The organism is Amycolatopsis alba DSM 44262, assembly GCF_000384215.1.
In the GTDB taxonomy this organism is placed as follows: Bacteria; Actinomycetota; Actinomycetes; order Mycobacteriales; family Pseudonocardiaceae; genus Amycolatopsis; species Amycolatopsis alba.
On record NZ_KB913032.1, the window covers coordinates 7,842,558 to 7,862,475 of the forward strand.

General features: G+C 66.2%; 13 protein-coding genes. 9 read left to right on the forward strand and 4 right to left on the reverse strand.

Features of this window, described 5'->3' with window-relative positions; translation table 11 throughout:
• Positions 1 to 292 precede the first annotated feature (292 nt).
• Both AMYAL_RS0136545 and AMYAL_RS0136550 read left to right on the forward strand, forming a co-directional pair.
• Positions 293 to 520, forward strand: a complete 228-nt coding sequence (locus tag AMYAL_RS0136545) for a hypothetical protein (protein ID WP_020636250.1) — start codon at positions 293 to 295, stop codon at positions 518 to 520.
• A gap of 105 nt (positions 521 to 625) precedes the next feature.
• Positions 626 to 1,084, forward strand: coding sequence for a hypothetical protein (locus AMYAL_RS0136550; protein ID WP_039794709.1), 459 nt, complete (start codon positions 626 to 628; stop codon positions 1,082 to 1,084).
• A gap of 91 nt (positions 1,085 to 1,175) precedes the next feature.
• Here the strand turns inward: AMYAL_RS0136550 and AMYAL_RS0136555 are convergent, their stop codons facing one another.
• Entirely contained in the window at positions 1,176 to 1,853 is a 678-nt protein-coding gene (locus AMYAL_RS0136555) for a hypothetical protein (RefSeq protein WP_020636252.1), read from the reverse strand.
• Positions 1,854 to 2,653: 800 nt separating this feature from the next.
• Between AMYAL_RS0136555 and AMYAL_RS0136560 the strand changes: the two genes are divergently transcribed.
• From AMYAL_RS0136560 to AMYAL_RS0136585, 6 genes are all read left to right on the forward strand, one after another.
• Positions 2,654 to 3,976, forward strand: coding sequence for a hypothetical protein (locus AMYAL_RS0136560; RefSeq protein WP_143267957.1), 1,323 nt, complete (start codon positions 2,654 to 2,656; stop codon positions 3,974 to 3,976).
• Between the two features lie 61 nt (positions 3,977 to 4,037).
• Complete coding sequence (locus AMYAL_RS0136565; RefSeq protein ID WP_020636254.1) at positions 4,038 to 4,247, forward strand: hypothetical protein; 210 nt, start codon at positions 4,038 to 4,040, stop codon at positions 4,245 to 4,247.
• A 21-nt stretch (positions 4,248 to 4,268) separates the two neighbouring features.
• Positions 4,269 to 4,721 carry an NADAR family protein gene (locus AMYAL_RS0136570; RefSeq protein WP_020636255.1) on the forward strand — a complete coding sequence of 151 codons (453 nt, stop codon included), beginning with the start codon at positions 4,269 to 4,271 and terminating at the stop codon, positions 4,719 to 4,721.
• Between the two features lie 544 nt (positions 4,722 to 5,265).
• Positions 5,266 to 6,384: a tyrosine-type recombinase/integrase gene (locus tag AMYAL_RS0136575; RefSeq protein WP_425332243.1), complete on the forward strand. Its 1,119-nt coding sequence runs from the start codon at positions 5,266 to 5,268 to the stop codon at positions 6,382 to 6,384.
• 9 nt (positions 6,385 to 6,393) lie between these two features.
• A complete protein-coding gene (locus AMYAL_RS0136580) occupies positions 6,394 to 6,735 on the forward strand; it encodes a helix-turn-helix domain-containing protein (RefSeq protein ID WP_020636257.1) in 342 nt (113 codons plus the stop codon).
• A gap of 50 nt (positions 6,736 to 6,785) precedes the next feature.
• Complete coding sequence (locus tag AMYAL_RS0136585; protein WP_020636258.1) at positions 6,786 to 8,240, forward strand: site-specific integrase; 1,455 nt, start codon at positions 6,786 to 6,788, stop codon at positions 8,238 to 8,240.
• Positions 8,241 to 8,550: 310 nt separating this feature from the next.
• Here the strand turns inward: AMYAL_RS0136585 and AMYAL_RS48065 are convergent, their stop codons facing one another.
• The 3 genes from AMYAL_RS48065 to AMYAL_RS0136600 form a co-directional block, all read right to left on the reverse strand.
• Positions 8,551 to 13,146: a WD40 domain-containing protein gene (locus AMYAL_RS48065; RefSeq protein WP_020636259.1), complete on the reverse strand. Its 4,596-nt coding sequence runs from the start codon at positions 13,144 to 13,146 to the stop codon at positions 8,551 to 8,553.
• A 10-nt stretch (positions 13,147 to 13,156) separates the two neighbouring features.
• Complete coding sequence (locus tag AMYAL_RS0136595) at positions 13,157 to 13,684, reverse strand: toll/interleukin-1 receptor domain-containing protein (protein WP_020636260.1); 528 nt, start codon at positions 13,682 to 13,684, stop codon at positions 13,157 to 13,159.
• A 94-nt stretch (positions 13,685 to 13,778) separates the two neighbouring features.
• Positions 13,779 to 14,333: a hypothetical protein gene (locus AMYAL_RS0136600; protein ID WP_143267958.1), complete on the reverse strand. Its 555-nt coding sequence runs from the start codon at positions 14,331 to 14,333 to the stop codon at positions 13,779 to 13,781.
• Between the two features lie 461 nt (positions 14,334 to 14,794).
• Between AMYAL_RS0136600 and mobF the strand changes: the two genes are divergently transcribed.
• On the forward strand, positions 14,795 to 19,891 hold the full coding sequence (mobF, locus tag AMYAL_RS0136605) for a MobF family relaxase (RefSeq protein WP_084702247.1): 5,097 nt from the start codon (positions 14,795 to 14,797) through the stop codon (positions 19,889 to 19,891).
• Positions 19,892 to 19,918 lie beyond the last annotated feature (27 nt).

The following is a 19,918-nucleotide window of genomic DNA, read 5'->3' on the forward strand; positions in this document are numbered from 1 at the left end:
TCTGCCGCAGCGACAGAGCCGATTCGCGCCCCCCGCCAGGACTACACCAACGCCCGGACCCAAGCTCACCCCGAGGCTGGTGGCCAGCCAGACCGGCTGGCCACCAGCCTCGCCTCATATCACCCCGCTCCCACCGCCCTGGAGAACTACGTGAATACCGCCAACCTCATCGAAGCCGCCCTTTACACACAACGCATCACAGACCGGCCTTAAAGGCCAAGCCAGCCATGCCTTCGCGCGCACAATCGCCGCACACTTCTACTCCGGGGCCGACAACGAGTCCTACACCTTCGTGTCCACCGGCTCGATCCCCGACAACCCGGTGCGGCTGTGGAGCCAGCTCGAACCCGATCCCGACGCCACCACCCCCGCCGCGCGGCGGGCACTCGGCTGTCTCGCCACGTACCTGTTGCGCCACGCCGGACGCGGCCCCGTCGACGGCTGGGCCGAACTGTGGCTACGCCCTGGCAAACATCCGGCAGAACGACTGCCGCCCGACCAGCGGGAGTACGCGCGATGAGGCTCAACTGTGGCTGACCAACCGGGCAGACCGACGCGATCGTCCCGGCGGCCACCGGCTGGAAGATCACCCTCAAGCGTGCTCCGGGTGCTTTACGCTCGAATGATGAGCACACGCTACGGGATCACCGTCTCGGGCCTGACCCTCGCCGCCGGCGCCGGAGTGTTCTGCGGCACCGTCCCCGTCGGGTACGCCGCCATGCTCGCGACCGTCTTCACCAACCCGGCACAGCTGGCCGTGTTGCCCGGTGCGCTCGTCCTCGGCGCGCTCGCCGGGCTCGTGGTCGCCCACGGCACCCGCAAGACGATCCGCCCCAGACTGAACCAGCGGTCCCGGCGTTTCGTCATCGCCGGGCTGATCATGATGCCTGGGTTCTTCTTCATCGGCGGGCTCGAGGATCTCACCGCCAGCCCCGCCCCCAGCCGATGGGCGATCGGGTTCATCCTCTGCTGCGGCCTCGCCGGGGTCGTCGTCCACTACCGCTGGCGCAAGCAGCGCACGCTCGAACAGCACGCCCGCCGCGGCGCCGAGTACCGCGCGCGTCACCACGTCACGGCTCCCTGAACGAACACCGGGTGGTGGTCAGCACCGGACAAAGGTGCTGACCACCCCCCCTCATAGGTCTCCACCGTCGCCACGACTATCGGCTCGCCGCCTAGTCCGACTCCTCGCGGCTCCATGTGCCGTCGTCGACGCCGTCGACGCCGTCGTCCGGGTACGGCGGCTCCCCACCTTGTCCTTCGTCTGTGGGGCTCCCGTCAGTCCGAAGCGTCCGGGAGTCCACTGCAGACGAGCTGGCCAAGCTCGACGCCGGCGCCGAGGCAGCGTCCCCCTGGGAGGTTGCCTCCGCCTCGTCGTGGGCGCTATCGCGCAGAAGGGCCGTCACGGCTTTGACAGACAGGCCCAGCATCGCCGCCGTCGCGCTGAGCGTCACCTCGGCCGCACGGATCTGCCGCACCGACGCGCTCATCGTCTGACGCCATTCGGCGATTTCCATCTCCGCGTCCGCGCGGACTTCGTCACACCGGCGATGGTGCTCGCCGGCCTTGACGTCCTTCTGCCGGTCCAGTTCCACTAGTTTGCGGTCCAGCTGGTCCTCCAGTGCGGAGATCCGGCCGTCGCGCTTGCGTTCGATGGCCTCGACCGCTGCCGCTGCCTCCGCGAACGGCCCAAGAGCTTCATCGATCCGGCGCTCGTTCTCCCGCTCGCGTTCCAGCTGCGCCGCGCGGCGCAGCCGCGCGGACTCCAAGCGCTCCAGCGCCGCCGTGGACCGTCGCCGCCTCGCCGTGTTCTTCGCCATGCCGAACCTCCCGCTGGGGAGGGCTGCGGTCATACCTCCGAGGCTACCGCCGCCGCTGCCGTGACGCCGTCGGCGCGGAGCGGGCACAGTGGCGCCGAGTTCTGTTCGGACACTCCCCCGGTCAGGTCAGGCGCGGGTCCGCCGCGACAGCCCCGGAGGACTACCACCGCAAGCGGCGGCTCGCCAAAGCCGCGGCGGTCCCGCTGACGCTCCGCCAAGAGGCGCAATCAGGCCTACGGAGCGCTCGCTCCAGGGTAGCCGTCGCCGGCCGGGGCGACGGAGCCGGCCAGCGTTCCGATCCAGCTGGCATACGGCCGCCTTGTCGGCATCCTGACGATGGCACGGTTCATCGTGAATGTCCCGTCCGCGGGTGGTGGGTGGCCCCGGCATTGTGCCGGTCGCTGCCCCAAATGCAAGGGCACCCCAAGATGTTTTTTGACCGAAAAGCGTGGCCAAAAAACATCTTGAGGCCCCACCCTTGCATTCGGGTCCCCTTGCTCCCTTGGACAGGCATTAAGGGGCAGGCCGGAGGCCTGCTCCCAGGTGCGCCGGGGCCACCCACCACCCACTCAGCACCCGGTCACCTCTACCGCAACGCGACCACTCCACCCGCAGACATACACGAGCGACACCCAGTTTCACACGATAGAAAAGCCGTCTCGTCAACCCCGTGAAAATTAGAGATCACGATTTATGAATTCACCGAAAAGGAGTACTCGGATAGGCCTACCTTTGCTTGTGACCAGCGGAAACACCCAGTAGCATTGATCATGCAAGGCAATCGGGACGCCAAACCCGAGCGCAACAAGAAACGCAATTAAGGATCACTTATCATGATTTCAACCATTCATGAAACGCACCGGTCGAGCGTGGAAAAGATCGTGACCGCGTTGCAGTCCCAGCCGCCGCGCGTCCGTTCGGCACTGACGGAACTACAGCGCATCTTTGTCAGCAGCTCCGAGCAGCCGCCCGCGATCCTCACCGCGTGCGCCGCAGCGCTCAAGACCGACCACCAGATCACCGCCGACATTCTGGCCGGAGTGCGCACCGCACACGCCGAATGGGACAGCTACGGCGAACTAGAGCGCAAACTCTACAGCGCGTGTGTCTACTCCACACAGTCCCGCAACGCGATCACGGCGACAGAGCCGAACGACATTACCGTCATGCTGCGCGCGACCCCGCCGCGCGTCAAGGACGCCGCTACCGCGTTGCAGTGGCTCAACGCCGTCACCCAAGGCGCGCACCGTGAGGCGTACATGGCGTGCTCAGTCCTGCTGTCCAACCCCAGCGCGGACCACCTCGCCGTTGTCGACGCCATCCAGACCGGCTACCGGGTATGGCCGAAGCTCGACGAACAGAACCGGACACTGTTCATGGCATGCGTGTACGCCAGCAAAGCACGCGCCGACGTCGCGCGCGCCCGCACCGCCAAGCGACAGGCACGGATCGAAACCGAAACACCCGACGAGCCGCACCGGTGCGGCAACTGTGACGGCGTACTCCCCGAAGACATGAACTACTGTTCCGAGAATTGCCGACGCAACGCCGAAGCCGTCGAACGCCCCACACCCGAGCAGCACACCACGCCCGCGCCAGAACGACCGGAAGCCAAAGCAACCAAGCGGAAGCGGCAGACCGCCGAGAAACGCGCGCAAGCGAAAACCGTTGTCGGCGAACTCGAACAGCAATACGACGAGCACTTCCGCGCCGTTGTCCGCGCGATCCCCAGCGCCGGAGTGGTCCGCAAGAACGAAGGCACCGTCGACCGGTACGAGGACGAACGGCAGCGCACGCGCGACCGTGACGACAGCCGGGACGGTGTCGACGATCTCACCGGCCGCCGCGTGACCGACAACGACTACGACGTCATGGCGCTAGTCCCGATCGCGACGAGCGCGGAGTGTTCCGCGTGCAACCTCGAACGCCCTGTCCTGGAAACGCATACCGCCGACAGCAGCGACGGCCGATGCCTTGAATGCTATGAGCGGGACCGGGTGCCGCTTCACGTCATCCGGCAGGAAGTGGCGATCGCCGCCCAGCGCCCGAACCCTGGTAACGCGATCATCGACACCCTGTACGGACTCGACGCCGTAGACGTTCTGCGCAGCCTGCAAGCACGCCCGCGCACCGCGCCAGCACTCGCCGCAGCCTGACACCCGAACGGCCTGGCACCTGCATGCAGGTGCCAGGCCCTACCCGGCGGGAGCCGAAACCGTGCGTTCCTTTCACGACATTCTCAGCGAGATAGACCAGCAGCTCACCGACGCCGACCACATCCCGACCAACGCGCCCGCATCAGTCGCCGCCTACCTCCGCGAACTAATCACCCGACACACCCAATGGGCCACCACGCAGGGAACCGTGTCCGAAGTGGTCACCGCCGACACCATACGACACGAAATCGCCCACCTCACCCAGCACTAGCCCGACCACGAGGAGAACCCGATGGACAGCATCGAGAATTTTCGGGGACGGTACGAGTTCCTGAGCAACTTCTACCGGCACACCATTGTCGGCGCGGGCGGAATCCCCTACACCACGAACGAAGCAGCGTTCCAAGCAGCTAAGACAACAAACCTGCTAGAGCGGTGCCTCATCGCCGCAGCTCCGAGGCCCGAGGAGGCGAAGCGACGCGGGCGACTCATCACCTTGCGTCCCGACTGGGACGACAGCGGCCGTCACATCGTGATGCGCGCCGTACTGCGTGCCAAGTTCGCCGATCCCAACCTGTCCCGTCAGCTTCTCGCGACCGGTGCCGCCCGCCTGGTGGAGGGAAACCGCTGGCATGACGACTTCTGGGGAGACTGCCGCTGTGGTCAGGCTAGGTGCGCACGCCCCGGCAGGAACTTCCTCGGCCGCTACCTGACGCAGCTACGAACGGAACTCGCGAACCGGTAGACCCACCATCACCGAAGTGAAGCGGCCCGTCAGCCACAGGCTGACGGGCCGCTTTCTTGTGTTGGTCACCAGGGTTGGCCTCGGCGCCACCGGCCTACGCTTCACTCCGGCAGGCGGCGCCGAGGCCAACCCGCCCGGCGGCCAGCACGCCACGTGACACGCTCACCTACCGACCCCCGCTCACCTACCCGCCCACTCACCTCCCGCACGCCACACCCGCCCGACACCACCACTCCACCGCCGACCACACCCCCACCGCCGCCACCTCACCAGCCGCCCAGCCCACCACCGCACACAGCACGTCTTGCAGATCATCTGAATCCGGGGCGAATCGCATCTGATGCAAACACGCACCACGCTTAACGCGGCCGGTAACGGGCGGTCGTGGAACCCTTTGAGTGGGCGTCAACGCGGCTTTGCGAGTCCGAGAATAATGCACACAGCGGCGGTCTAAGCAGCGCCTTGCGGTGAGCCCGCCGAAGGTCGCCACCAGGCGCGATCGCATCTAATGCGATATTGTCGCACTGAATGCGACCTGGTGGAGGTGGGCTTCTTGGGACTGGATGACCTGCCGGCGGGCGCTGCTGGGCTGTACCTGGTCGCCGGGGTGCCGCTTCTGCATCCGGAGGAGCAGCTGTTCGCCGCAATGCTGGACGGCTGGCAGAACCAGCTTCTGGCCAGGAACCTGGCGCGTTCAACAGCGGACAGCGACCGTCGGGTGGTGCGAGCTTTCGCCGAGCACTGCGGGACCTATCCGTGGTTGTGGACGCCGCAGCTGGCTGACGAATGGTTCGCCGACCTGCGTGCAGTCCGGCACCTGGCGCGGTCCACTGTACGCAATTACCAGGGAGCACTGCGCAGGTTCTGCGCGTTCCTCACCGATCCGGCGTACGAATGGGCGGCCGAGTGCGAGCGCCGGTTCGGCACGCATCCGATACAGGTAATCACCGAGATCAACGCCGCGGCACATGTCGAGGACTCTGAAGCGGAGGCGAGTAAGCGCGCCTTTACCCGCGTGGAGCTGCAGGAGCTGTTCGACTACGCCGACGAGGAGGTGGCCCGGAAGCGGGCGTCGGGGCGCAAGGGCTGGCTGCCGGCGTTCCGGGACGCGACGTGTCTCAAAATCGCCTATGGCTTCGGGCTGCGCCGCAACGAGGCGCGGATGCTCGACGTCACCGACTTCGGCCGGAACCCTCATGGGCCGGAGTTCGGCGAGTTCGGTGTGCTGCAAGTCCGGCATGGCAAGGCTCGGAAGGGGTCACCGCCGAAGCGGCGCGGCGTGCTGTGTGTCTGGGACTGGGTGCCCGAGGTCGTCGAGCAATGGTCGACCGAGGTGCGCCCACTGCTCGGCGTGGACGACAATCCGGCCCTGTGGCCGTCGGAGCGGGGCCTGCGGATCGGCACCAGCCCGCTCAACCGGCAGCTGGCGACCTACCGAGACGCGCTCGGGTTTGATCTCGCACTGGACTTCCACTCGCTGCGCCGCTCATACGTCACGCACCTGATCGAGGACGGCTGGGATCCACGGTTTGTGCAGGAACAGGTCGGTCATGACCACGCGAGCACGACCTCGATCTACACGTGCGTGTCCTCGGACTTCCGCACGCGCACGCTGCGCCGCGTGCTGGACGGAACGATAAACAAGGCCCTGGGCTGGGACTGAGGAGATTCCATGACGGACAAGAAGCGGTCGATCAGCTACAGCTGGCGACTGCGGGAGATCATGGCCGAACACGGCATGTACCAGACCACCGAGCTGGTGGACCCGCTGCACGAGCGCGGCATCTACCTGTCGGTCTCGCAGGTACACCGGCTGGCGACCGGCACACCGGAACGGTTATCGCTTCAGGTACTGGCCGCCTTGTGCGACATCTTCGGAACCACTCCAGCGGACTTGATCGTCACCGGCGCGGAGAACGTCGGGATCCGAAAGACCGGCACCGCCGACCGTCCCCGGTCGGCCGGTGCCGCCGAGCTGCGGCCCGCACGCGCCCGGATCACCACCACCGAATGACCCTTCTCAGCGAGGTCTGCGGCCGCTGCGGCCGGGAAGTGTGCACTGACGTGGAGAAAACCAGGCTGCGGGATCCGCGGCTGAGGACCCGGATTCGCTGGCCCGAAGGCCCGGTGTGCGTGAAGTGCTACGACGATGCCGTGCACACACGGGGGCGTTGCGGCGGCTGCGGCGTCGAGCGGCTGCTGCCCGGGATCAGCGCGGCAGGCACGCGATTGTGCACCGACTGCGCGGGCGGGCTTGGCGATTTTACCTGCAGCCGCTGCGGCCAGGAGGGTCCGCGCTACCAGGTCGGCGCGTGCGCGCGCTGCGTACTCTCCGAACGGCTCGCGGCTCTGCTGGACGACGGGACCGGCCGGATCCGGCCCGAGCTTTCTCCGTTCTACAAGTCCTTCCGTACGATGCCTCGCCCCCGAGCCGGGCTGCTGTGGCTGTCCAAACCGCACATTCCGCCGCTCCTGCGCGCGCTGGCCTGCGGTCAGGTGCCGCTCACCCACGAAGGACTGGCCACGCTCCAGCCGTGGCGGGCCGTGATCCACCTGCGGGACCTGCTCGTCGACGCCGACGTTCTGCCACCGGTGGACCGGTTCCTGTTCCTTCTCGAACAGTGGCTTCCCGGCTGGCTGGCCACGGTCGAGAACCCTCAACACCGCGCTGTACTCGAACGCTTCGCGACCTGGCACGTCCTCCGGCAACTGCGCAAGACCGCGGAAAAGGAGCCCAACAACTCCGGCCGCGCGAACAGCGCCCGGCACCTAATGCGGATCTCCGAACAGTTCCTGAACCACCTCACCGGGCACGGCCGGACCCTCGAAACCTGCCGCCAGGCTGATATCGACCGCTGGTTCGCCACTGATCTCGGCCGACGCGGTCACTCCCGCGCGTTCCTGCGCTGGTGCATCACCCACCATGAACTACGGCACTTGCGGCTCCCTGCCGTCGCCAAAAACGCTGGAGCCCGGCTCAGCCAGCGACAACGGCTGGCCTACATCCGCCGCGTTCTAACCGACCACACCATTCCCGCCGCCGACCGGGTCCTCGCGCTGCTGATCCTTCTCTATGCGCAACCACTCGTAAAGATCGCGCAGCTGACCATCGACGACGTCCTGCAAGAGGACGACCAAGTCTTGCTCCGGCTCGGCGACCCGCCAATCCCGGTGCCACTCCCCTTCGCCGAGGTGCTCATTGACTACATCGACAACCGCCCCAACATGCTCTCCGCCAGCAACCCCACCAGCCGCCACCTGTTCCCCGGACGCCGGGCCGGGCAACCGATGCACACCACCTCACTACGCCTGAGGCTGCGCAACCTCGGGTTGCCCAGCCTCGACGCCCGCACCGCCACGATCCGCCAACTCCTGCTCGAAGCACCAGCTGCGGTCATCGCCGGAATGCTCGACTACCACGCCGGCACCGCCGAAACCCTCGCCATCCAAGCCGGCTCCACCTGGACTCGCTACGCAGCGGGTGATCACCAGCGACCGCAACGGCCAGGGGCGCGCTGACCGCCGAAGGCGCACCCAGCACCGGAGGCCCGGCGCAGGTCGAACCTGCTCATTGTGGGCGCATGAGCTCAACGCAGACCCGCAGCAGGTACCGCGGTACGAAGCGCGCCTAACGAATAGCTGGGTCTTCCGAGCCTGTCGCGGGGGCGGGACAGCAGGTGATGCAGCGATCACGGCAAAGGCAATCGAACCTTCGGAAATGCCGATGTCAGCGTGCTTGGTTAACTTCGTACAGGCGCGGTGCGTGCTAGAGGTTCCGATGCCGCCAGCCCGTCGGCGCTCCACGCCCGAGTCGGATCTGCACTCTTCATTAGGAGGCAGCGGTCGAACCTGACTCGTTGTAGTAGAGCTCGTACGGCTGAAGGCCCACCAAGCGGTTCTGGCTGTCGAAGCATGCTGCTCGCAGAAACAGCCAGGCATCGCCAGTCGTGGACAGCAACGTGTCCCTGCCTGGTGACCATGACGCCGTCGAGGTTCTGCTGAACGAAGCCAACAGCAGATCTAGCTGTCCTGTGCTCGTATCCCAGATCCGCGTGGTGTTGTCGTCGCTGGCGGTGGCGAGCCGGGTCCCGTCAGGACTGAACGCGACATCATAGACCAGGCCGGCGTGTGCGGTGAAGGTGTGCAGGGTTTCACCGGTGCTGACATCCCAGATCACCACAGTACGGCCGCCAGCGGCGGCAAGCCGGGTCCCGTCAGGACTGAACACGACACCCCGGACCGGGCCTGCGTGTGCGGTGAAGGTGTGCAGGGTTTCACCGGTGCTGACATCCCAGATCCGCGCAGTACGGCGGCCGACGGTGCCGAGCCGCCTCCCGTCAGGACTGAACACGACACCCCGGACCGGGCCTGCGTGTGCGGTGAAGGTGTGCAGGGTTTCACCGGTGCTGACATCCCAGATCAGCACAGTGCCGTCGCCGCTGGCGGTGGCGAGCCGGGTCCCGTCAGGACTGAACGCGACATCATGGACCAGGCCGGCGTGTGCGGTGAAGGTGTGCAGGGTTTCACCGGTGCTGACATCCCAGATCACCACAGCATGGCGGCCAGCGGCGGCAAGCCGGGTCCCGTCAGGACTGAACACGACACCCCGGACCGGGCCTGCGTGTGCGGTGAAGGTGTGCAGGGTTTCACCGGTGCTGACATCCCAGATCACCACAACACGGCGGCCAGCGGCGGCAAGCCGCCTCCCATCAGGACTGAACGCGACACCCCAAACCCAGTCGGTATGTGCAGTGAGAGTGTGCAAGTTCTCGCCGGTGCTGAGGTCCCAGATCCGCGCAGTTCCGCTGCTGGCGGTGGCGAGCCGGGTCCCGTCAGGACTGAACGCCACATCCTGGCCCATGGCAATGTGTGCGGTGAAGGTGTGCAGGGTTTCACCGGTGCTGAGGTCCCAGATCCGCGCAGTTCCGCTGCTGGCGGTGGCGAGCCGGGTCCCGTCAGGACTGAACGCGACACCCCGGACCGGGCCTGCGTGTGCGGTGAAGGTGTGCAGGGTTTCACCGGTGCTGACATCCCAGATCAGCACAACACGGCGGCCAGCGACGGCAAGCCGCCTCCCATCAGGACTGAACACGACACCCTCGACCCGGCCGTCCTGTGCCGTAGGGGTGTGCAGGGTTTCACCGGTGCTGACATCCCAGATCAGCACAGTGCCGTCGCCAGCGGCGGCAAGCCGGGTCCCATCAGGACTGAACACGACACCCTCGACCGGGCCGGCGTGTGCGGTGAAGGTGTGCAGGGTTTCACCGGTGCTGACATCCCAGATCAGCACAGTGCCGTCGCCAGCGGCGGCAAGCCGGGTCCCATCAGGACTGAACACGACACCCCGGACCGGGCCGGCGTGTGCGGTGAAGGTGTGCAGGGTTTCACCGGTGCTGACATCCCAGATCCGCGCAGCATGACGGCCAGCGGCGGCAAGCCGCCTCCCATCAGGACTGAACACGACATCATGGACCGGGCCAGCGTGTGCAGTGAGAGTATGCAAGTTCTCACCGGTGCTGACATCCCAGATCAGCACAGTGCCGTCGGTGCCGGCGGCGGCAAGCCGGGCCCCATCAGGACTAAACACGACACCCCGGAGCAAGCCGTCGCCAGCGGTGAGAGTATGCAAGTTCTCACCGGTGCTGACATCCCAGATCAGCACAGTGCCGTCGCTGCTGGCGGCGGCAAGCCGGGCCCCATCAGGACTAAACACGACACCCCGGACCGAGCCACTGTGTCTGGTGACTGACCGGAGTTGGGTCCGGACGGGCGGCTGCGGGGTCGGTAGGTAGTCACCGCTATGGACGTGACGGAGTTGGTTGGTGTTCACGCCGGTCAAGTCGGTGTTATCCAGGCGGCAGCGGTGGAGGAACGCACCGGTGAGGTCGGCATTGCGTAGGGTTCCGTTGACGATTGCGGTCTCGTGCAGCACGGATCGTTCGAGGCGGGCGGCCTCAAGGCGCGTTCGGGTGAGATCGACGTGGCCCCAGCGGGTTTCGCGCAGATCTGCTCCGGCCAGGTTGGCGGCGGTGAATATAAGCGGGGCGGCTCTTGTACCGATGAATTCCCAACCCCGAAGCCGCGCGCCGCTGAGATCGCAGCCAGCCAGGGTGGGGTGTGGTCGCTCGTGCGCTCTGGCGTGTAGCGCGTACCGGAGCCACAGCTCACTGGCTCCTTCCAAGTACGACGTACGCCATCGGTTCAGAGTTGCCCGGAGTGCCTCTTGATCGTCGTCGTCGGCGATCAGCTGGCCCAGGAAGTCTAATGTCTCCACCGACGGGTGGGGAAGGCACCAGTCCTCCCGGCGATCGTTGTGTATCGCGTCACATAAGTATTGGGCGAGGAAGTACTCGTGGATGGAGCTGTGTGCGAACTGAAAGTCGGGGCGGTCAGGCCCGCTGTGGTCGTTGCGAACCACGAACGTGGCGGTGCGCAGGTCCTCCTCGAGTTGATCGCGGGAGATGTTCCCGTAGCGCCTGCCAAGCGCGGGATCCGTGGCGAGCTGCTCGTCGAGCCAGTCGTCCAGGTCGGCGCTGTCGACCCGCCGGGCACCACGCCTCCACGACCACGCGGCCAGTCGAGCCATCAAGGTGAGTTTGTGATCGGAACGCAGGCGGTGCTTGCCGCGGTCTCGTTCGAGCCAATCGCGTAGAACCTGCCGGTAGATCGTGGCCGCGTGCACCGGCCGTTGCTGTGAGAGGCGGTCTTCGATGAACGGGATCTGCGCGGCGACCTTGGTCAACGTGTACGGGCGCGTTGCCAGGTCGGACAGGTCGTGAACCGCTCCCAGCATGTCCATCACTTGTGCGACGTCCTGGTCCGGCAGCGCCTTGTTCAGGTACCCGCGGATCTGCATGTCGGTGAGCGGCAACAACAGCAGCGCGACGTAGTCCTCGGCGGTTGCGAGATCACGGTCATACTCAAGGAAGTGCCTGGACTGTTCCCGGAGCGATCTAAAATAGTGAGTCCGGCAGGACAGCAGCACCTTCGTGTCCACCCCGGCGAAGGGGGCGTAGACCGTGCCCTTGCTCTTCACTCGGATCGGGCGGAGCTTTAGTAACTCGTGGGTAAAGTCTGCACCTTGAGCGGCGTCGAGCCGGACAAGGACCTCGTCCAAACCATCGATGATGAACAGGGTGGGTACGTTCTGGGCCCGTGCGATGACCTCCTCCCCTGAAGGGAGCCGCATGTTGTTGGCCGCCCAACCGTGATTGATGCACTCGGTCAGAATGGCGGGCAGGGGCGGCACAATGTTGCTCAGGTTTCCGAGACGTCGGAGGTCGAAGTACAGCGGCTCGGGGCGTAATGGTGCTGGCTGGGCCTGCAGCCGTTCGGTCAACTCCTGGCAGGTGATGGTCTTGCCGGTTCCGTACTCTCCCAGCAGCGCGGCAAGCGGAGCGCTGTCCGGGTCACGTGCCCACTCCATGAGGTATGCCACGACGTCCTCGACCCGCCGCTCTTGGTCATGCGCACCGTCAACCGTGTTCGGATCCATGCCTCCGGGACGGCCGTGCAGGTCGAAGAACTGGTCCCCGCATGTCTCCTTGAGTATGCGCCGGTCTTTCGTGCCCATGTCCAGCGGCTTCGCGCTCGCGCGGTCTAGCTGGCGGTGGATGTGCTCGACGAGGCCATTCACCCACTTGTCCCGGGCCGGGTTCCTCAGCCCAATGAACGGGACAGCCTGAGACCCACTGGGATAGATAGTCTTGGTCTCAAAGCCACCCGCACGTGAGCTCGTCGGCCGTAACAGTACCGGCATCACCGTCGGGCCAAAGGAACCGCTATAGGTGCGCAGGGGCTCGCCGAGCGCAGGTTGCGCATACCAAGCGTTACTTACCGCGACCACCACCAGTTCGCTGCCCGCCACCTCCATGCGGAATTGCCTTTCCCGGTCGTCACCGGCCAGCACGTCCTTATCGGACCGCCACACAGCGATTCCGTGCTGCTCACCGACCAAAGCCTCGAACAACAGGTCCCACAGAGGTCCGGCTGTTGCGTCGTCCGCCGGGGCGTTGCACAACACAAGCCGTCTCGGCCCGAGCACAGTCGCCTTCCGGTCCTCGATGAGCACATCACGAACCGCCTCGTGCTCACGCAGAGGTGCGCCAACCACGTCGTCACGCTCAGCCCAGAAGCTCAGCGTCCGGCCCCGCGCACCCAATTTCTTCGCCCCGTGGACCTGTATTTGGAGATCCGCCCCCTTGTCTACCGCGTCGGTGTTCACCTGTTTGACCAAGCGCTCCAACGCTTTTGTCCCGGCCGCCGGAGTCCGCTCGGCGAACAGGAGATGCTGCACCTGCTCCACAGTCAACTCGTCCGCCGTGCCCATCGCGTCCAGCAGTACACTCATCGCAGTGCGGTCGACAGCGCTCAAGGGGACCCTGAGCAGCCGGGCTCTAGCCGTGGCGGGAGATATCCGTTGCATGGTGCGACTGCTACTCTCTGTCGGCGCGTATCGCGTAGCGCGCAAGTACTCGATGCACCTCCGCGACAAGGCCGTTCACCCACGCGTCCCGCGCCGACATACCGCGCGCGTCGCTGAACGGTCGTTCGTAGCCGTAGATTTGCTTGCTCTTCAACCCGTGCCAGTCCGCCTGCTTGCTGACCTTCCGGAGCAGCAACGGAACCACACGCTTGCCAGGGACGTCGACGAGAGCGGGCAGTTCCACTCCAGTTATGTACTCGCTGCCGAGGAAGGCGTTGCTCAACGCGACAACGCCGATCTCAGCCGCCGACAACGCGCCGTGAATCCGGTCGTCCCAGTTCTCGCCAACAAGGATTGCATCATCGGATCGCCAGAGTTGGAACTCGTAGACGCGATCGATGATCAACGCCTCGGCCAGCAGGTCCCATAAACGCAGAACCAGTGCCTCGTCCCGCCCTGCGAAGCTGAGGAACACCCGGACCAGCGGTTTGCCCGATGGCCCCGCCCCAAGGAGCATCTCGGCGTTGTTGGTGCTCATGCTCGCCTCCCGCAGTACAATTGTCGGGATTCGTCGTAATAAAGTCTGATTACTGGACGCTACCACAGGGCGCCGGGAAGCCGGGGATCGTGCGCTACTCGGCCCGGACTTCACAAGGCCGGTTCACCGCAGCCAGCAGATGCTGCTGCTCGTGCTTGAGACGGAGAAAAGCCTCGCGCACGTACGTAGCGAACGGAGCGCCGGGATGGGCGATGAGGGCCCGCTCGTGCGCGCCGTCGGCCTCTGCCGCTAATACGATCTCCACTGCGGTCGCGTGGGCGCAGAAGTCGCGCAGAGCCTGCGGAAGCTCGGGCTCGATCAGGAGGTCGGCATGTTCGACGATCAGGTCACGCATCTGCAGGTTGACCGGCTGTAACGCCTGGCTTCTCCACCGCCGCCAGTCCCTGTCGGCACCCGAAGGGCTCCGTTTCGCCTTACCGGGCAGCCCCGAATCGCGCAGGGCCTTCCAGACGCGCTCGTTGACCTCCACAAGCGCGTTGAGAGGCCCACATAACTCGCGGAGTTGGCTGTTCACCCTTGCCAGCCGAGCCTGACGCCGCTCTTGCCGGATCTGAGCACGCTGGTTGAGAACAAACACGAGAACCGCGACCAGTACGCTCGCGCTTGCGGTGATCATTGCTGTCGGCACAAGGACAGCTTGCCGCACTCGTCGATCGGATCACCAACGACGTATCCGAGACCGGCAAGGTCTGATCACTTGCGAACGTCTGCGCATGTCACCGGGCGAGTACGTTCGTCGAACGTCCGCTTCTACCCATGTGCAGGCGTTCAACTCCGTGAACCAATGTCGGGCAATCCAGCGATCCACCGGACCAGGGTTTCGCGGGCGCCGGTTTGATGGCGTCCGACTCCGCGCGCTGGAGCGCTACGCCTCCGTCGTTACGAATGCTCCTCAGTGGGGCCTGTGGGCGCTCCTTCCGAGATCGTTTTCGTCGCCACACTCGCCGCGATCCTACCCGTCTCCGCCGTCTACCTACACAGCAGATCCCGCGCCAGGCGCGACTTCCGCAGACGAACACGCGCCGATCGAATACGCGTCCCTACCAGTAACCGGGTGGGCATCGCCGGATTTCGCGCGTACGGTGGAAGATGATGATGGGCTTACGCAAACTGAGCCCTGGTGGTCACGAGTACCTCACGAACTCGGTCGCATGCGCTGATCGCGACCGGGAGCTCGAACCCGGCGAGCTGTTGAGTGATTACTACCTCTCCCGTGGTTACCCGGCAGGCGAATGGTTCGGCGCCGGAGCAGACCGATTAGGACTGTCCGGCGAAGTCAGCGCTGCGCAACTGGACGCCCTGTTCGGTGAGGGCCGGCATCCGCACGCCGACGCCATCGAGAACGAGATGATCGCCGACGGCGCCACGGCCGAAGAGGCACTGCGAGCGACGCGGCTGGGACGCCGGTTCCCGCACTACTCCTCCCTCGACCATATGCGAGGCCAGGTTTCGCAGGCCTACAAGGACTACAACCGCGAGAACGGTCGTCCCGTAGGGGCACCGATTCCCGCGGCGAAGCGCGCCAAGCTACGTCACGCCTTCCAGGTCGCCGCTTTCACGAAGGCGCATGATGGTGTCGGACCTGAAGGCGAGAAGGAACTTCAGAAGTGGCTAGCTGAACAGAAGCGAAGCTTGAAGAACGCGGTGTCCGGGTTCGAGATGGTGTTCGCTCCGGACAAGTCGGTGTCCCTCGCGTGGGCCAATGCGAAGCCGATCGAGCGCGACCTGATCGCCGGCATCGTGCGCCAGGCAGCCCGTGACACGCTGTCCTATGTGGAACGAAACGCCGTGTTCACACGCCGCGGTAACCTGGGCGAGGCCCAGGTGGACGTCAACGGCATCACTGCCGCGCTGTTCGAGCACTGGGATTCCCGTGCCTCGGACCCGCATCTGCACATTCACGCGTTGATCTCCTCGAAGGTCCAGCGCAGCGACGACGGGGAGTGGACTGCGCTGGACGGGCGCACCATTCTGGCCGCCACGGTCACCGCGAGCGAGTACTTCGACAGCCGCGTGCGTGACCTTTTCCGGGAACAGGGTGCGTCGTGGACGCAGCGGGCCGCGCACGGCGTCGACATGACGCGACCGGTATGGCAGCTGGCCGGGATACTGGTGTCGCTGGTGAAGGCGTTCTCGCAGCGGCACACTCAGTTCGAGGCGGCACGTGCGAAGCGAATCGTGGAGTTCACCAAGGCTCACGGCCGCGAACCGAAGCCGAAAGAGATCTTCGCGATCAACCGGGCCGCGCAGTACGACAACCGGCCAGGGAAACAGCCTCCCCGAACTCTGGCGGAACACCTGCGCGTGTGGCGGGAACACGCGATCACCATCGTCCCCGCGAGCATCCTGGACGTCCTCGGGCGACGCGTGTTCCTCACCGGAACGAACGACGCGCCGGACGTCGACGTCGCGAAGCTGGCCCGCGTCACCCGCCAGGTCGTCTCCGACCACTACAGCCACTTCTCGTGGTGGAACCTCGCCGCCGAGGCCCACCGCCAGTCCGCGCATCTCACACTGCCCGCCGCGGCACGGGAAAAGCTTGTGGACGACGTCGTCGCCACAGTCCTGGCCCGTCCGGACACGCTCGCGCTGACCGGACCCGTGGCGGTCGCGGAACCAGTGTCGCTCTGTCGCCGGGACGGCGGTTCGGTCTTCGTCGAGCATCGCTCGCCGCGTTACACCACCACCGCCACGCTCGCCGCCGAGGGCGACTTGGTCGCCTGGGCTCGCCGCGGCGGCGGTCACCGTCTGCTCCCCGGCACCGTCGACAAGGCGATGGCGGGCCAGAAACTCAACTCCGGACAGCGGCGGATGGTGGCCGAGTTCGCCCGTTCCGGCCGTCGCCTGCAACTCGCGCTGGCTCCGGCCGGCGCGGGGAAGACTACCGCCATGAAGGTGCTCGCCACGGCCTGGCGCCGGACCGGGCATCGCGTGTACGCCTTCGGCCCGTCCGCGCGTGCCGCGCAAGAACTCGGAGCCTCGATCGGCGCACGGCCGCACACTCTGCACCAGCTGACCACGGCACAGCGCTTGGGGTTCGTTGAGCGCGCGTTCCCGATCGCGGCCGGGGACCTGGTCATCATCGACGAGGCGGCTATGGCGGGCACCCACACGCTGCACTCAGTGGTCAAGTACGCGCTGCGACGCGGCGCAGATGTCCGCTTGATCGGTGACGACGCGCAGCTCGCCGCGGTCGAGGCAGGGGGCGCGATCCGGCTGATCGCGCACGACGTCGGCGCGGTGCGGTTCCGGGAGATCGTGCGATTCCAGGGCGAGGACCGCCTCGATCAAGCGGCCGCGTCGCTCCAGATCCGTAACGCCAACCCGAAGGGACTCAAGTACTACTTCGACACCGGCCGGGTGCTCGACGGTTCCCTGGAGACCATGCGCGACGCCGCGCACACGAACTGGCGGGCTGACCTTGACCGCGGCGTGCAGTCGCTGTTGATCGTCCCGACGAACGCGGACACCGTCGTGCTCAACACCGAAGCACGTAATGTTCGGCTCCAGCGCGGCGACCTCGTCCGCGGCCGCGAAGTCGATCTGCACGACACCACGACCGCCAGCGTCGGCGACTGGGTCGTTACCCGGCACAACCAGCGCCTGCTGAGCTTGTACGGCGGCCAGGACTTCGTGAAGAACGGTGACGTCTGGACCGTGAAGTCAGTGCGCAGGGACGGCCGCATCACGGTCACTCACCGGTCCCACAAGGGAACCATCACCCTGCCCGCGGACTACGTCAAGGCGCATGTCGAGCTTGCGTACGCGGCGACCGTGAACCGCGTTCAGGGCATGACCAGTACCGGGAACGCTCATCTGCTGGTACCTCCGACGATGACTCGCGAGCAGTTCTATCCCGGCATCACCCGCGCCATGTGGCAGAACTTCATGTACGTGATCACGGTCCATCACGTGATCGATCAGCACCAGGAGACCCCTGAGGCGCAAACCCCGGAAGCGGTGCTCACCGGCGTCCTGCACCACTCCGGCGCCGAAGTCTCGGCCACCGAAACGCTGCGTGAGGCGCAGGACGTCGAAGTCTCCCTGGGCACCCTCGTGCTGCGCTACAACTACACCGCGACCTACCGCGACGAAGAGCGCTACCGTGCGGTGCTGACCCGGCACGCCCCCATGACCGTCGATCTGGACAGCGAACCCGCCCTGATCCAGACCCTGCGCAACGCTCACGACCTCGGCTGGCAACCCGACCCGCTGGTCCGCGAAGCACTGCGTGGCGGCCCGCTGCACAAGGTCAATGACCCTGGCGCGGTGCTTTCCCTGCGCATCGCCACGCACGTCAAGCAGCAGCCTCCACCACAGCCGACAGCTCCTGCCTCGCACGAGGACATTGTGCGATGGCGCGGCCTCATCGACGCGATCGCTCCGCACGTAGCTGTCGAAGACCCCCAGTGGAACCGGGTCTGGCGGCGCGCCGCCGGTGCGCTGGCAGCCGGGTTCGACACAGACGCGGCGCTCACGATGGTCGCGCACCGGCTCGCAGGCCGCCCTTCCTGCCCAGATCCGATGTCCGACGACCAGTACGCCGACGCGGTCTTGATCACCGAGCTCGAGCGCCGAGCCGAGTTCGGCGAAGCCCATCGACCCGCGGTCCCCTGGCTGGCGCGGCCTGACTTCGGCTTCGTCCGCCACGTTCCCGGCCACGCCCAGTACCTCACCGAGACGAACGCCGCGATCGCGTCCCGCGTTGACGAGCTTCGTGCCGCCGCCATCCGCGCAGCACCTGCCTGGGCGGCCCAGCTCGGACCGCGCCCGGACAGCCCGATCGCGGCAGAACAGTGGGATGACCTGGTGGGGCTCGCTGCGGGCTACCGCGAAACCTTCCGTATCTCGGGCGCCGACCCCGGCGAGCCGCTCGGTCCTGCCCCCGGCAGCCACGGTGCTCGCGCTCACGCGTGGCACACACTGACCTCCCAATGGGACGCCCTGGTCCAGGGAACAACTACCACGGCTCCCGACCAGGATGCTCCCGCTGTGGTCGAATCTGCCGCGCAGGAAGACACCCTCATCGAGTTCGAGCCTGTCGAGAACAGGTACGTGACCGAGACGCTTGACGTCCTCGTGCGCAAGTACGACCTGCACGCTCGCGACGGCGACGAGGATCGATACCTCGATGCCCTCGCCCGCTACGTCCCAGGCGCAATCAACGCTGGCGCAGAACCGGCTGCACTCGCCGCTCTGGCCCGCGCCCAGGATCTCGGCTGGCAGGCCGAGCGCCTGGTCCGCGCCGTCGCCGATCGGACCGGATTCGGCTGGGCGAACGATCCGGCCGCCGTCATCGCGAAGCGCATCTCCGCTCACGTCGCCACCCACGCTCCGCCCGCAGTAGTCGGAGTGCCGGACGACAACCAGGTCTCGCGGTGGCGATCCCTCGTCGTCGAGCACCTGCCCGAGGCAGACGTCGACGACGAGCGATGGGGGATCGTGTGGCGCCACGCGGCAGGCGGCGAAAACCGTGGACTCACCGCCGACTCGGCGCTGGCAGACGCAGCAGCACAGGTCGCTGAGACCGCCCAGCACACTGGCGCAGTCACACCACGTCAGGTGGGAGAAGCACTGGTGGCCGCGCTGGCGACGCAGTTCGACTCCGGCAGCGGATATCATCTCCCGCTTCCATGGCAAGCCGTGGCGGACCACGGCCACACCAGCGGTCCCTCAAGCCGGATCGAGCGCCTCGACGCGCTCAACGGGGAGATCGCCGAACGTATCCACCAACTGCGCGAACAGGTGCTGAGTCAACGCCCCGCGTGGGCCTCCCACATCGGTCCACGGCCGGCAGATCCTTCCGCTGCCCAGCGTTGGGATGAGGCTATCGGACTCGCTGCCGCCTACCGCGAACACTTCCACGTCACAGGCAATAGCCCGCACGCGCCCCTGGGCCCGGAACCCGGCCACCTGGGAACCAAGGCCCAGGCCTGGAACACCATCACCCACACATGGAGGGACATCATGGCCATACCGCACGATCCGGAAGACCAGCGGTCTGACGCGTTGCTCAGTGTCGAAACCGCGAGAGACACACGCGACGGCGTCGAGACGGCGGCCCTCAGCGACAACGCCGCAGCTGAGCGAGACCAAACCGACGACGAGCGGTACCAGCACCACGACGAAGACATGGATGCGAGCGACACCGAAGCCGCCGATCTGCGAAACGGCCTGGGCTTCTGACGGGCGGTAGCCTCAAGGTCGCGGGCC